This is a genomic window from Kocuria sp. LUK (assembly GCF_021012935.1).
Taxonomy (GTDB): Bacteria; Actinomycetota; Actinomycetes; order Actinomycetales; family Micrococcaceae; genus Kocuria; species Kocuria flava.
In genome coordinates this window covers 80,856-94,947 of the sequence record NZ_JAJMZI010000002.1, presented here as the reverse complement: position 1 = coordinate 94,947, position 14,092 = coordinate 80,856, and the positions used below count along the sequence as shown (strand labels likewise).

Sequence of the window (14,092 nt, the reverse complement as noted above, 5' to 3'; positions counted from 1 at the left end):
CAGTGCTCCGGGGGACTCCGCAGCGCTCAGCACTTCCGAGGCGCACCCGCGGCGGGCGGCCCGGGCCGGAGGACCCGACGGGCTCAGGCGGGCATCCTCCGCAGGGTGAGGTAGGAGCCGGCCGCGAGCAGGATGCTCAGGCCGATGCCCCACGCCGTCAGGCCCAGGGCGCCGGCCCCGGCGAGCCACTGCCCGACCTGCGGCCACGCCTGCTGCCAGGTGATCAGCGCGACCACCCCGATCAGCGCCAGGCCGATCGCGAGCAGCACCAGCACGAGGACCGCCGTGCCGAAGCGCTTGAAGACGGTCGCGAACCAGAAGCCGACGATGAAGAACAGCATCGTGAGCACGAAGTAGGTCAGGCCCGCGGCCAGCGGCCCGTCCGCCCAGATCCAGTCGAGGTAGGCGAAGTAGCCGTTGAACCCGTACCCGTCCGTGGCCTGCTCGACCAGCCCCAGCAGCACGAACGCCAGGGACATCCCGAGCGCGCTGACGGCCGCGGCGGCGAGGGAGCCGAGATAGAACTCCCGGCGGGTCAGGCTCATCGCCTGGGAGAACGGGAAGGTCATGGTCATGGCCTGGACGCCGATGACCAGGAAGTACCACAGCGGGGCCTGCGAGCCGCCGCCGTACTTGGGGTCCGTGCCGCCGGCGCTGTGGATGATCGCGTGGATGAGCAGCGTGAGCACCCACGCGCCGCCGAGCACCAGGGCCGGCACCCACACGAAGGTCTGCGTGTTGACGAACTGCAGGCGCACCACGTTGAGCGTGCGGTGCCGCCCGCCGGCAGGGGCGTGGTCGGCGGTCAGGGCGGTCATCGGAGGACTCCTTCCTGGGCGGCCGCGGCGGTGGTGCCGCGGCCGGGGGCGCGGTGCTGGGTGAGGCGCACGATCAGCTGCTGCAGCGAGACCGGAGCGAGGTCCAGCCCGGCGGCGGTGAGGGCGGCGCGCTCGGCGTCGTCGAGGGCGCCCAGGAACGTCACGGAGGCCACGCGCCCGAGGCGCTCGCGGTGGATCACCTCTCGGCCGCCGACGGCGCGGTCGACCGCGGCGGCGTCCCCGACCACGTTGGTGGCCTGGGCGCGGGCCTCCTCGGTGGACCGGTCCATGAGGATCCGGCCCTCGTCGATCACGAGCACCCGCTCGATGAGGTTCGCGACCTCGTCGATGAGGTGGCTCGAGAGCAGCACCGTGCGCGGGTGCTCCGCGTAGTCGGTGAGCAGCCGGTCGTAGAAGGTCTGGCGGGCCACCGCGTCCAGGCCGAGGTAGGGCTCGTCGAAGAACGTGATCTCCGCGCGGGAGGCCAGACCGATGACGACGCCGACGGCGGAGAGCTGCCCCCGGGAGAGCTTCTTGATGCAGCGCTTGAGGGGCAGCTGGAAGTCCTCGACCAGCGCGTCGGCGAACTCCTGGTCCCACCGCGGGAAGAACATCCGGGCGGCGGCGAAGGCGTGGCGCGGCGTGGCGTCGTCGGGGTACTTCTGGCCCTCGCGCACGAAGCACATCCTGCTCAGCACGCGGGGGTTCTCGTAGGGGTGCTCGCCGAACACGCGCACCTCGCCGCTGGTGGCGAGGTTCTGCGCGGTGAGGATCGACATCGTGGTGGTCTTCCCGGCGCCGTTGCGTCCCAGGAACCCGTAGATGGTGTCCTTCCGGACGTCGAAGCTGACGTCGTCGAGGGCGAGCTTGTCCTTGTAGCGCTTCGTGAGGTTGCGGACCTCGATGACGGGTTCCATGGTGTCCTTCGATCGGCAGACGGGATGCGGAACGGGTGGTCAGGACGCCGGCTCGGCGGCGCCGGCGCGGACGAGCTCGGCGACGTCCTCGGGCTCGAGCCCGATCCTGCGGGCCTCGGCGAGCAGCGGGCGGACGTAGCGGACGGCGAAGGCATCGCGGCGCTCCCGCAGCAGCAGTTCGCGGGCGCCGGGGGAGACGAACATGCCGATCCCGCGGCGCTTGTGGAGCACGCCCTTGTCGACGAGCAGGTTCACCCCCTTGGCGGCGGTGGCCGGGTTGATGCGGTGGAAGGCGGCGAGCTCGTTGGTCGACGGCGCCCGGTCCTCCTCGGCGAGGCTGCCGTCGACGATCGAGTCCTCGACCTGCTCGGCGATCTGCACGAACAGGGGCTTGCCTTCCTCGATCACCGGGGCCTCCTGCTTGGTCGGTTAGTTACTCCACTAATGAACCACCGGACCAGTCGTGCGTCAAGAGGCCGATGGCAACGGGCCGGATTGCGACACGGCCCTGCGGCGGCGGGGGAGCGCCCGGCGGTAGCGTGAGCACCGTCACCCCGTCGTCGTCCCGGAGGTCCGCCGTGAAGATCCGTGGAGCCGTCCTGCACACCATGGAGGCCCCCGCCCCCTACGCCGCGTCGCGGCCGCTGGCCGTCGAGGAGCTCGAGCTCGGGGAGCCCGGGTCCACCGAGCTGCGCGTGCGGATCACCGCCGCCGGGGTGTGCCACTCCGACCTGTCCGTGGTCAACGGCAACCGGCCGCGGCCCCTGCCGATGCTGCTGGGGCACGAGGCCACCGGCGTCGTCGAGGTCCTCGGGCCCGAGGTCACCGACCTGGAGGTCGGCCAGCACGTGGTCATGGCGTTCCTGCCGCGCTGCGGGCGGTGTGCCGCCTGCCGCACCGAGGGGCTGCTGCCGTGCACGGTCGGCTCCCGCGCCAACGCCGAGGGCACGCTCATGGAGGGCGCCCGGCGCCTGAGCTCGCCCAGCGGCGGGACGGTCCACCACCACCTCGGAGTCTCGGGCTTCGCGACCCACGCCGTGGTCGACCGCCGCTCGGTGGTGCCCGTGGGCGCGGACGTCCCCGCGCCCGTCGCGGCCGTGCTGGGGTGCGCCGTGCTCACCGGGGGAGGAGCCGTGATCAACGCGGCGAGGGCCACCCCCGACGACGCCGTGGCGGTGGTCGGCCTCGGCGGCGTGGGCCTGGCCGCGCTGCTGGTGGCCAAGGCGGTCGGCTGCCGCCGCGTGATCGCGGTGGACGCCCTGCCGGAGAAGCTCGGGATCGCCCAGGACTTCGGCGCCGACGAGACGCTGACCCCCGACGAGGTCGTCGCGCTCAAGGAGAAGCCGCGCGTGGTCATCGAGGCCGCCGGCCACCCCCGCGCCTTCGAGACGGCCTTCAATGCCACCGGCGTGGGCGGGGTGACCGTCACCGTGGGCCTGCCCGCCCCCGGGGCGATGTCCGAGATCGAGCCCCTGAAGCTCACCGCCGAGGCCCGCCAGGTCATCGGCAGCTACCTCGGCTCCGCCGTGCCGGCCGTCGACATCCCCAAGTACGAGCAGATGTGGCGCGACGGCGTGCTGCCCCTGGAGAAGCTGATCACCTCCCACATCCGGCTCGAGCAGATCAACGAGGCGATGGACGAGCTGGACGCGGGCCGGGCGGTGCGGCAGGTGATCGAGTTCTGAGTCCTCCACCAGCGGTGGGGAGCGGAGCACCCGGTGGCCGTTCGGCCGATAGACGCGGAAGGATTCGGGTGCACCGCATGTGGACCGCGACGTCCGACGGCGCGGGCGGTGCTGTCCGCCGATTCGACGGGTCAGCGATCCGATGGCATCGCGGGCACGGTGCGTCTTTCTGCGGTGATCCGGTTGCAGGCTGTGGCCGGCACCGCAGCGGAATGGTGGGGCCCGTACGGATTCGATGACCGGGCAACTCGACACGACGGCAGGGCGTCAAGCATTGTTTTCGCCCCATGCATACGGTTGCATTTGTTACCGTGAAGGATCCTCGGCTGTGTACATCGGGCCGAGAAGCGGACACGGTGACAAGGGGTAACACGTGCGTGCGGTGGTCGACGACATCGATGACTGGTATCAGGACTTTGTGAAATTCCTGGAGACCGATACGCCGGAGGGTGCGGTCAAGATGCTACGGCGTTGGAGGATCGACGAGGAAATCATCTCCGCGATCCGGGAACGCCACGAAGCGGAAGTTCTCAGGATTCGGGAACTGGAAGAACCTCGGACCGTCGTCACCGATGGGCGCGACACCTGGTACACCGGGCCCAAAGCCGGTGACTCCTGCTGGCCCGCAGTAGAGCGTTTGCTGAGAGGCGACGGTTGGAGCGAGGAATCGCTCCGATCCCTGGACCGATCCTCCACGCGTATCGTCTCACTCCTCAACCACCCGAAGGAAAAGCGCTTCCAGACGCGTGGTCTGGTCGTCGGATACGTCCAGTCCGGCAAGACGACGAGCTTCACCTCGGTCGCGGCCAAGGCGGTCGACCGTGGCTACAAACTCGTCATCGTCCTCGCTGGAATCCATAATGGCCTGCGGCGACAGACTCAGGCCCGCCTCGTGCAGCAGCTGGTCGAACCGAACCCGACACAGTGGACACAACTGACGGAACTCGAGCACGACTTCACCCCTCCGGCCAATCCCGCGGCTTTTTTCGGAGCTCAGAACAGGACTCACGTGCTGTGCGTGGTGAAGAAGAACGCCACCGTGCTCCGAAAGCTGTCGATCTGGCTCAAGAAGGCGGGCGCCTACCTACAGGACTGCCCGACGCTGGTCATCGATGATGAGGCCGATCAGGCCACCGTCGCCACCAAATCCATCAACCCGCTCATTCGTGGCGTCCTGGACAGTCTGCCGAAGAATGTGTATCTCGCCTATACAGCCTCACCGTTCGCCAATCTGCTCATCGACCCGGCGGAGCCCGGTGGACTCTACCCACGCGACTTCATCGTCAACCTCCCGAAGCCGGAGGGCCACTTCGGTACCGAGGTGCTCTTCGGACGTGAATCCATCGAGGGAGAGAGTGCCGAGGACGTCGATGACGGTTACGACATGATCCGCAGTATCCCGGACACGGACGAGCCCTTTGTGCGGCCCATGACGAAGGCGGAGGTCGAGGGTTTCGAACCAGAGATCACCGACACGCTGCGCTCTGCCGTGGAGTACTTCTGGCTCGCCACGGCTGCACGTCTGGTCCGGGGTACAGGCAAGAAACACAGCACGATGCTGATCCACACCAGCGTCAACACCTCGGTACACGACAGTTTCCGAGAGCCTTTGCTGGCACTGCGCTCTGAGGCATCGAAGAAGCTCGACAGCCCTGAGTACCGACGTCATCTGCGTGACCTGTGGAATACCGAGACATCGTCCGTTCGGGCCGAGGACTTCGGTGAGAGGAAGATCGAGTTCGAGGAGCTCGAGGAACACCTGCCGACCGTTCTCGCACGTTGCCGCATCATCATGGACAACTCGAACAGCCAGGATCGGCTCGACTACGACAACGGTCCGGTGATCGCGATCGCCGTCGGGGGGAACACCCTTTCGCGAGGACTCACCCTCGAAGGTCTGGCGGTCAGCTATTTCGTCAGAGCGGTGTCCGCCTACGACACCCTTCTCCAGATGGGCCGATGGTTCGGTTTCCGACACGGGTACGCGGATCTGCCGCGAATCTGGATGACGGACGAGCTGGCCCGTTGGTTCCGCCACCTCGCCACGGTCGAAGCGGAGATGCGTCGCGACATCGACGTCTACATGACCGAGGACAAGACTCCACTCGACTTCGCGGTCCGCTTGCGTACGCACCCGGCGCTGCAGGTCACAGCTGCGGCGAAGATGAAGACCGCCGTGAAAGCCGCGTCGTCGTACGGTGGGCAGCGCGTCCAGACGCACTACTTCGATCTCACGCAGGCGCGTCTCGAGCAGAACATCGAAGCCGCGCGTTCTTTCGTGCGTTCTGTCGAGAGCCAGGTAGCACGCGTCGAGGGGACGGACAACCGCATCATTTACCGCGAGGTGCCGTATCGAGATGTGCTGGCGTTCCTCAACTCATATGCCTTCCACCCGGATGCGACCGAGGCCCGTCCCGAGCTCCTCACCAAGTACATCGAGCAGCGGGTGACGCACGCCGGAGCCCTGCGGCGCTGGAATCTGGTGCTTCTGGGCAGTACCCCGAAGTCCGAGGAGAAGAAGTTCGCATACTCGGGATCAGCCGTGGTCGGACTCGTCAGTCGCGCCAAGCTCAAGGAAGGCGCCCAGGACCGGACGTTCGCCGATATCAAGACCCTCATGAGTCGGCCGGATGCCGTTGCCGATATCCCGGAAGCGGATCCGAGTCTGAACGAAGAAGGGATCAGGAGACTTCGTCGGCAGGTCGCACCGGATACCGGTCTCATCGTGCTCTATGCCATCGACAAGGGCTCTCAACCTGCCCCGGGCCGGCAGCAATCTCGTGTATCCCTCGAGGCACCGGAGCACGTGATCGGCGTGGGCCTGGTGTTCCCGCGGCCGTCCGGATCTGATGACACTGTCGAGTACGAGTACGTCAGTGCGGATCTCTCCCGAGTCCAACTCGAGGAAGAGGACTTGAGCCTTCTCGAGGCCGAGGAATGAACCCGACACGAGAGAACCTCTCAGCTGCATGGTCCGTCCTGACAAGCCGTCCACCCAGTACGTCGACGGCTTACCGGACCCAGGCGCTGTCCGTGGAAGTGAAGGGCAGCGCAGTGTTGGTCGGTCTCGACTCACAGGATCGTCGTCACCTCTTCATCCCGATCCCCGGCAGCACCCGACTGCGGCAGGGCCTGGACGGCCCGGGGCTGATGCTGCGGAAGCGTCCGCTGGAGGACGATACGACTTATCAGACCTATGCCGACCTGGCGTGTCTCAACCCGGGCATTGATGATCTGTTCGAAGAGCTGTGTGACGAGGTGATCGAGGAGCTCCGGGAAGACGCCTCGAGCCCGACCAAAGCGCTGTACAGCGTCATCAACAGATGGCGAGCGCTCTTCCAGACCTCCCCGGCGATCTCGGCCGAAGGAGTCGCCGGACTGTTCGCCGAACTCGTCGTGCTGGAACGACTGCTCGTACGGGACCCCAGTGCGCACAGGACCTGGACGGGACCCACCGGAACGTCCAAGGACTTCCTGTCACGGACAACGGCCATCGAGGTCAAGGCGACCACCCGGACCGACGGTCGCAGGATACGCATCCACGGCATCGATCAGCTCGAACCTCCCGCCGGAGGAACATTGACGATCGCGTGGTTCCGCCTCGAGCGCTCCGAGGCGGACGATGCGCTCGGCCTCAACGACCTCGTGGGTCAGGTGTTAGCACTCGCCGATGACGAACCGGCGGTCCTGGATCTCCTGGCCGAGATCGGTTATCGACGCTATGACCAGAGCCGTTACGACGACGACCGGTTCCGGATCCTGGATGAACGTTGGTATCCCGTGGACGTTGACTTCCCGCGGCTGTCCGTCTCGTCGCTGGACGGAGAGTGGTTACCGCCGCGGGTGACCGACATCGACTACACGGTCGACCTGTCGGGCGACCTGCCGGCTCCCTCACCGGCCGGCGCCGTGGAGGAACTCCTGGACGACTTCATCAGCGAGGAAGCATGAGCGAAGCTGCGTGGCACTCCCAGCCCTTTCCCCCTGAGGGCGCCAGCGCTGCCGAAGGCATCCGCAACCAACTCGGACGCCCCGAACTGGACATGCTGACGATCCTGGTTCGTGAAGCCGCGCAGAACAGCTGGGACGCCAGGGCCTCCGACACGGAACCCGTGAAGTTCGAGATCTCACTCAGGGATATCGGTCCGGCGCAAATGCCGGCATGGCGTGCAGCTCTCCAACCGAATATTCCTCCCGACAGCGACGGGTTCGAACTCCGCGCGCGACTTCGTGATTCCGCGTTGCAGGTCCTGGAGGTATCGGATCGGGGCACCAAGGGATTGGGCGGACCGACGCGAGCCGACGTCGTCACGGACGGTTCTCGGGACTTCGTGACGTTCGTGCGCAATATCGGTGAACCGCGCGATCGTCACTTGGGTGGGGGAACCTACGGGTTCGGCAAGGGCATCTTCTACCTCCTGTCGTCGGTCGGAACGGTCCTCATCCACACCCGGGCACGTAACGCTGACGGAGTCCTGGAGACTCGGCTGATCGGATGCGCGCTGCGCAAGAGTTATACGTGGATCGATGCCGAGAACGGTCGGCCGTGCAGGTACACGGGGCGTCATTGGTGGGGTGTTCCCGGCGAGGACGGCCTGATGGAACCACTGGTCGATCAGGACGCCGAGAACATGGCTGCGCGGCTGGGTTTGAAGTCCTTCGCTGCTGAGGAGACCGGAACGACTGTTGTGGTGCTCAGCCCGAACGTGGGCGACATGGGACCCACGGAACTCGGTCAATACCTGGCGGAGACGATTTGCTGGCAGCTGTGGCCGAAGATGTTGGCGCGCGCCGATGGATCTGTCCCCATGGAGTTCAGGGTGTGCTCCGATGACGTCGACTACGAGGTGCCGAACCCACGGACCTTCCGTCCGCTGCACCTTTTCGTGAAAGCCTACGACGCCATGTCCGGGGAGGCCGGTGAGGAACTGTGGTGCGGCAACCCCAAGAAGCTCCTCGGTCGTCTGGGAGTGGCCAAGAGACCTATGGTCGGGTTGGAGCCCACGCGGGCTTCGGAGACGGTCGACATCGAGAACGTCGTGCACCATGTGTGTCTGATGCGACCGGCTGAACTGGTCGTCACGTATCACAAGGGCCCCAAGCCCCAGAGTGAGAACTTCGGGTACGCCGGAGTCTTCCGGGCGGATGAAGATCTCGATCAGGTCTTCGCCGCCGCGGAGCCTCCGACACACGACGCCTGGCACCCGAGCATGCTCGACAAGCCGGACAGTACGTACGTGCGCACGACCTTCACCCGTATCGGTGAGGTACTGAATCGCCGGTTCGGGGAGTCCACCGCGGTGGGGCCGAGCAAGAACACCTTCTCCCTCGGAGCGGCCAGCAGTGTCTTCGCGGATCTCATGCCTGGAGCTTGGGGAAGCGGCGGGGCGAGCATGCCTGTCGATGAGGGCGGTGGTCGTCGCGGTTCCGGCTCTTCCCGGGGCACCGGTCCGCGCGCCAAAGTGCAGTATCTGGGAGAGCCGTATTTCACCGAGCGATGTGGTGAATCCGTTCTGGTGCAGGAGTTCACCGCACCTGTCGTCGGCATGCAGAGGATCTCGGCCCGCCTGGGCATCCTCATCGCCCGTGAGGGAGCCGGACGCGAGAACGTGCCGCCACTCAACGCTCGTGTGCCCGAACTGATCGGTTGGCAGGACCCACACGGTGTCTTCGTAGCGGCCACCAGCCCGATGACCAGGGGCGGCGACGGAGTGTGGAAGGTGCTGATCCGGCCGGTGCCGGATACGGTGACGGACCTGGACCTGGGCGCGGCGATGGTGGAGCCGGCATGAGCCGCCACGCCTTCCCGTACCGACGTCCTGCACGCGACGCGGTGACCGCGGGCCCGTGGCTGCTCGCTGTCGAGAACGAAGAAGTATCTCTTCCTGGCTTCCTGCCCGACTGGGACTATCAGCTGGACCTGGCCCTTCGGCGACCCGTCGCTGTCGATGCCGCGGCTGTACGGGCCACCAGTGGTTTGCCGGACGGCGCTCGTATCGCTCTGGTCGTGGTGTGGTCGGCCAGTGGGCCCAACGTCTCCGGTCGAGCGACGTACACCGAGCTGGGAGCGGAGACGGAATCCCACACCCTCGCGGTGCATCTTCCGGGCAGCGACCTCGGAGGAACGCTCAGCGTTCACACCCGCATCGTGCTCGCAGAACACCTGGACAACACCGTGCCCGGAGTGGCTCACCGCGCTGGTTCCATCCTCTGGAGCGAGACCTCCACCGTCCGACTGCAAGGGGATGCCGTGCAGTTCCCGATGGCCGTGATCGACTTCCGCGACACGGCCTTCCCCGATGACGCCCCCTGGCATCTGCAGATCGGTGGAAGTCTCGACGGCGCAGCCATGGGAGCTCTCCTGTTACTGCTCAACGAGACGAATCAACGCGTCCTTGCCGCCTTCCGCAATGCTGCGAAACCCACTGAAGCCGATCGCCTCGTACTGTCCACGGCGTACACGGACATTGCCGTTCGACTCCTTCTGCACGCCCTGCAGCACCATGATTTCATCGACGACGCCGAATACACCGAAGGAAGCTTGGGCGCCACGTGCGCAGACCTTTTCCAACGCACCTTCTCCGGACGCAGCATCGCCGATGTGAAGCTGGAGCTGGCAGGCAACCCCGGCATGTTCCTCTCCACCCTGCAATCCGACTCCGGCCTCTTCCAGGAGCGTGGTCGATGACGATCCTCTATCCTCGGCTACTCGACGCCGACGCCGTGCCGCTGTTCACCGAATACCGGAGTGCGCTCGCCGACGGCCACGGCATCGAGTATTTGTCCGAACGGGCGAGCACGATGCACTTGGCCGCCGTTTATGTCGCCACGGGCGGGAGCCGCGCGACCGGTGAGCATCTCCGATCACTACGCGACGCAATTCTTGCTCTGGCTCATGGAGCAGGGTTCCCGGGTGAATCCCGGAACATGGCCTGGTTCGACACCCAGCTCGCTCAACTCCTTCATCTGCGCTCCGGCATGGTGCCGGCCGAGGCCGCCGCTCGTGACGTGTGGCAGTTCCTCGCGCTGTGCCTGCTGCCCGACGTCGCGTTCTGGCGCTACCCGAATCCTCCTGGTGATCGGGTGTTGGGCACCGACCTCACCCGGCATGTGTTCGGACGTCTGTGGTGGCGGGCCCAACTGGTCCACGACCCGAAGTCACACGACCCGTACGCAGGCCTGCAGGTGATGGGCGAGGCGGCCTTCGACCAGATCTACGCCCGCCGGGCGGTTTTGGGTGGTAGTCCGGCGCTTGTGCGCGGAATCCTCGAGGTCTGGCAGGAACTCGAAAAGGAAGGCCTTCTCCGAGGACTCGGACAACGAAAAGTGCTGCAGGACTATCTCAAGCGCCTACTGCGGCTTTTCCCTTTCGTGGACTTCGACAGTGTCCAGGAACACGACCGGAAGGTCGAGCTGCGAGCCGTTGCCCATGAGACGATCGTCGCCTGTCGGGAACAGCAGCGCTGGGAGTGAATTCGGTCGGCAGAGAACCGGCAACGGGTCCGTCTGCGCGAACACTCCACCGGACATCCTCCGTTCGTGGTGTCGACCGGCTCCCCGCTCTGCGGCCGAGAGCAATTCAGTCGCGCGCCTGCACCAGAGCCCGCGGGACCGCCCACGACGTCAGGTGTTCGGCTGCTGAAGGGCCCACGACCGGACGGATGCCTCCACCACATCAGCGGCCACCACCATGTCCTCGTGTTCCCAGAATCGCAGCACGATCCACCCCTGAGCCTTCAATCGAGAATCGGTGTCACGATCCCTGGCCACGTTGGATTCCAGCTTCTTCTGCCACCACGCTCCGTTGTTCTGAGGAGTTGTGGCATGCAAAGGGCAGGCATGCCAGAAGCACCCATCGACGAAAACGGCAATCCGACGGCGGGGGAAAAGAACATCGGCGCGTCTTCTGGGTATTCCGGGAAGCCCGGCGTCCACCCGATATCGCATACCTCGCCGGTGCAGCTCCCGACGGAGAAGCATTTCCGGCTCAGTGTCACGACGTCGCTGCAACGACATCCGATGGGACGTACTCGTGGAGGTCGACTCACCCGGTCCCGGGGTCCGCGGTGACACACGGCGTCCGTCGGGCCGGCTAGACTCCGTTGCTGTGTCCACCCCAACATTGTCCCCCTCGGACGCTTCCCCCGGCGTCACCTCCGGTCCCTCCCGAGTCCGGCCTCTGGAGATCCTCGATGTCTTCGCCGGTGCCGGGGGACTGAGTCAGGGGTTCCACGAGGCATCCGACCGTTACAAAGTGGTCCGTGCTGTGGAGATGAACCCGGAAGCAGCGGCCAGCTATGCCGAGAACTTCGGTGATGTCGTTTACAACGGGACTATCCAGGACTGGCTCGACGACGAGTTCGTACCCAGCGCCCATATCGTTCTCGGCGGCCCGCCTTGCCAAGGGTTCTCCACCCTGGGGAAACAGGAGGAGAACGATGTTCGGAATACGCTGTGGCGCTACTACGCCCGCACCGTCCGTGAAGCGCAGCCTCTGTATTTCGTCATGGAGAACGTACCCGCTTTTCTGACATCCCCGCAGTTTCCTCTGCTCCAGAAGGAAACCTCTCGCGGAGGAGCTCTGGAGGACTATGCTTTCGAGGCGCGGGTGCTCAACGCCGCACAGTACGGCGCTGCGCAGGTCAGGAAGCGGGTCATCGTGATCGGGCATCACCGGTCCGTTCCCGCTCCTGGATTTCCGGAGCCAACGCATCCCACAGTTGATTCGTGGGTTTCACTACGCGAAGTGATCGGTAACTTGAATCCTGTGGTCACGTCGCTCCGCCCGGAGAACAGGCGGACAGTGTTCGGCGATACCCGATTTGACGGTCCCTTCCGCGCGGACGAGTTGCATCTGACCCGTCGTTATCAGGACATTTCGCTCGCGCGATTTCACGCCATCCCCCAGGGAGGGAGCCGCAAGGACCTGCCCGAGGATCTGAAGATGGAGTGTTGGCGAAAGCATACGAAAGGTTCCATGGATGTCATGGGCCGGCTGCGATGGGACAGACCCTCGGTCACCGTCCGCACGGAATTCACCAAGCCCGAGAAGGGCCGGTACCTGCACCCGGAACAGCCGAGAGCCATTACGATCCACGAGGGGTCCCGCATCCAGGGGTTTCCTGACGACTACAAATTCGTCGGGTCCCTGACTCAGATCACCAAACAGATCGGCAACGCCGTCCCCATTCCTCTGGGACGCGCACTGGGCCAGCACATCGCAGCTCGGATCAGCCCCAACTGAGCCCCGGGAATGTAGGTCTGGCGGTGCCCTCGTCTGCCACGACGAGCAGGGCCACCGCGCTACACCACTATTGGGGGTTCAGCTCTCAGAAGAGGCGGAGGCGGCAGAGAGTCACCGTTGCTGGGGTGTCAGTTGTGCGTCGACGCTGTTGGGCGGGGAAGGGCGTACTGGCGGCAGTGATCCGGTGTCCGGGGTGTCGGTCAGCAACGGTGGCCTGCTGCCGGTGACCGTCCAACTGCTCCGTACCACTTGGTCGAGGGCCGCTGGATCGAGATTTCGACACAGGGCAGCGGCCAGGACATGGGCGCCCAGGCGTGGGGGAATCGCGTTACCGATCTGCTGGGCCCGGTCGCCCCCGGACCAGGGGTAGTCCGCGGGGAAGGTCTGCAGTTGACCGGCCTCGAACAGCTCGAGCGACCCGAGGTCCGTACCGTCGTAGGACCTCACGCGATTGCGTGAGACCTTGCCGGTGACCGTGGCGGCAGGCTCCTCCCAACTGCGAAGACCACGGGCCTTCGGGTCGCCACCGCTGCCGTAGTTGGAGACGATGACGAACGGCCCGGGGCGATTCAGTGTGCCGCGGATGGTTTCGCACGGCCGGAGCATGGAGTCCCAGGACAGCAGGGACAACTGATCGTCGCTTCTCGCCTCTCTTTTCCGGAATCGGCAATGCGTCGGCTGCGGCAGGCGGGGCATGTAATCCTGGTGGGCGATCAGAATGGCTCGTCGACGGGTTTGAGGAACCCCGAACTCCTCCGCTCGTAGGATCCCACTGGTCGTCTTGTATCCGAGACCATGCAAAGCTCCCGCCATGGCCTCCCAGACCGGCAGCACAGCGGGAACCTGTTCCAATACGACGGTCTTGTAGGGGTGTCCTCGCCGGTGTGCTTCCAAGATCCAGCGCAGGGGCTGCAGCACCATCCCGGTGCGTTCGTCGTCCAGCCGGGACAGGTCATCGGTGACATCTTGTCCGCTGGCCATGCGTCTGATGTACTTCTGGACCTGCTCCAGCGCCTGACGGCCGGCGCCTGTGCCCGCCACGGTGTAGGTCTGGCAGGGTGGACCGCCCACGAGGATGGTCGCCTCTGGGAAGTTCCCCGGGCCATACTCGCGGACGTCCCCGTGAACCGTGGTCAGACCGGCCGCGCGCCGTGTGGCGCAGGCGTTCTCGTCCCACTCGATGCCAACCACCGATAGGCCCAACCAGTGGGCCGCAACGTCCAACCCGCCGGGACCGGCGAATAGGTCCACCACATCGATGGAGGGTGATGCGGGAGGGCCCAGCTGCATGGAGGTCATGGCCGTCAATTTTATCCGTCTCTCGACCACGTCCAACCAGTATCCACCTGCGTTTCTTCAGCAGTACCCAAATTCTCGCTCGGACGTCGGTGTCGTATGCACCGTGTTCCTCGCTCGCCGAGTGGTTCC

The 14,092-nt window shown here is 65.6% G+C and carries 12 protein-coding genes; 7 read left to right on the top strand and 5 right to left on the bottom strand.

Annotated elements, in window-relative coordinates:
* Positions 1–83: 83 nt before the first annotated feature.
* The 3 genes from LQU92_RS03255 to LQU92_RS03245 are packed head-to-tail and all read right to left on the bottom strand — an operon-like array spanning position 84 to position 2,143.
* The gene (locus LQU92_RS03255; protein ID WP_230660880.1) at positions 84–818 is read right to left on the bottom strand and encodes a hypothetical protein; all 735 of its coding nucleotides are present in this window, start codon (positions 816–818) and stop codon (positions 84–86) included.
* Positions 815–1,735: an ABC transporter ATP-binding protein gene (locus tag LQU92_RS03250; RefSeq protein ID WP_101851366.1), complete on the bottom strand. Its 921-nt coding sequence runs from the start codon at positions 1,733–1,735 to the stop codon at positions 815–817. The genes LQU92_RS03255 and LQU92_RS03250 overlap by 4 nt, the downstream gene beginning before the upstream one ends.
* 39 nt (positions 1,736–1,774) lie before the next feature.
* A complete protein-coding gene (locus LQU92_RS03245; protein WP_101851367.1) occupies positions 1,775–2,143 on the bottom strand; it encodes a GntR family transcriptional regulator in 369 nt (122 codons plus the stop codon).
* A 170-nt stretch (positions 2,144–2,313) separates the two neighbouring features.
* Between LQU92_RS03245 and LQU92_RS03240 the strand changes: the two genes are divergently transcribed.
* From LQU92_RS03240 to LQU92_RS03215, 6 genes are all read left to right on the top strand, one after another.
* Complete coding sequence (locus LQU92_RS03240) at positions 2,314–3,420, top strand: zinc-binding dehydrogenase (RefSeq protein WP_230660877.1); 1,107 nt, start codon at positions 2,314–2,316, stop codon at positions 3,418–3,420.
* Between the two features lie 382 nt (positions 3,421–3,802).
* Positions 3,803–6,361: a Z1 domain-containing protein gene (locus tag LQU92_RS15205; protein ID WP_230660872.1), complete on the top strand. Its 2,559-nt coding sequence runs from the start codon at positions 3,803–3,805 to the stop codon at positions 6,359–6,361.
* Entirely contained in the window at positions 6,358–7,371 is a 1,014-nt protein-coding gene (locus LQU92_RS03230) for a PD-(D/E)XK motif protein (RefSeq protein WP_230660869.1), read from the top strand. The genes LQU92_RS15205 and LQU92_RS03230 overlap by 4 nt, the downstream gene beginning before the upstream one ends.
* Positions 7,368–9,212 carry a hypothetical protein gene (locus LQU92_RS03225; RefSeq protein ID WP_230660866.1) on the top strand — a complete coding sequence of 615 codons (1,845 nt, stop codon included), beginning with the start codon at positions 7,368–7,370 and terminating at the stop codon, positions 9,210–9,212. Before LQU92_RS03230 ends, LQU92_RS03225 begins: the two co-directional genes overlap by 4 nt.
* Positions 9,209–10,108, top strand: coding sequence for a hypothetical protein (locus tag LQU92_RS03220; RefSeq protein WP_230660863.1), 900 nt, complete (start codon positions 9,209–9,211; stop codon positions 10,106–10,108). The genes LQU92_RS03225 and LQU92_RS03220 overlap by 4 nt, the downstream gene beginning before the upstream one ends.
* Positions 10,105–10,893, top strand: coding sequence for a DUF6339 family protein (locus tag LQU92_RS03215; protein ID WP_230660859.1), 789 nt, complete (start codon positions 10,105–10,107; stop codon positions 10,891–10,893). The genes LQU92_RS03220 and LQU92_RS03215 overlap by 4 nt, the downstream gene beginning before the upstream one ends.
* 150 nt (positions 10,894–11,043) lie before the next feature.
* Here LQU92_RS03215 and LQU92_RS03210 read toward each other — a convergent pair whose 3' ends face one another.
* Positions 11,044–11,493 carry a very short patch repair endonuclease gene (locus LQU92_RS03210; protein ID WP_308071584.1) on the bottom strand — a complete coding sequence of 150 codons (450 nt, stop codon included), beginning with the start codon at positions 11,491–11,493 and terminating at the stop codon, positions 11,044–11,046.
* 34 nt (positions 11,494–11,527) lie between these two features.
* On the opposite strand from LQU92_RS03210, the gene LQU92_RS03205 reads away from it, so the two are divergent.
* A complete protein-coding gene (locus LQU92_RS03205) occupies positions 11,528–12,664 on the top strand; it encodes a DNA cytosine methyltransferase (protein ID WP_230660855.1) in 1,137 nt (378 codons plus the stop codon).
* 111 nt (positions 12,665–12,775) lie between these two features.
* On the opposite strand, the gene LQU92_RS03200 is transcribed toward LQU92_RS03205, so the two are convergent.
* Positions 12,776–13,963 (bottom strand): DNA cytosine methyltransferase, encoded by a 1,188-nt coding sequence (locus tag LQU92_RS03200; protein WP_230660852.1) that lies wholly within the window; start codon positions 13,961–13,963, stop codon positions 12,776–12,778.
* Positions 13,964–14,092 lie beyond the last annotated feature (129 nt).

Excerpts from the sequence above, each read along its gene's own strand:
- LQU92_RS03255 (WP_230660880.1), bottom strand. The coding sequence starts at position 818 with ATGACCGCCCTGACCGCCGACCACGCCCCTGCCGGCGGGCGGCACCGC.
- LQU92_RS03250 (WP_101851366.1), bottom strand. The coding sequence starts at position 1,735 with ATGGAACCCGTCATCGAGGTCCGCAACCTCACGAAGCGCTACAAGGAC.
- LQU92_RS03230 (WP_230660869.1), top strand. The coding sequence starts at position 6,358 with ATGAACCCGACACGAGAGAACCTCTCAGCTGCATGGTCCGTCCTGACA.
- LQU92_RS03225 (WP_230660866.1), top strand. The coding sequence starts at position 7,368 with ATGAGCGAAGCTGCGTGGCACTCCCAGCCCTTTCCCCCTGAGGGCGCC.
- LQU92_RS03220 (WP_230660863.1), top strand. The coding sequence starts at position 9,209 with ATGAGCCGCCACGCCTTCCCGTACCGACGTCCTGCACGCGACGCGGTG.
- LQU92_RS03215 (WP_230660859.1), top strand. The coding sequence starts at position 10,105 with ATGACGATCCTCTATCCTCGGCTACTCGACGCCGACGCCGTGCCGCTG.
- LQU92_RS03200 (WP_230660852.1), bottom strand. The coding sequence starts at position 13,963 with ATGACCTCCATGCAGCTGGGCCCTCCCGCATCACCCTCCATCGATGTG.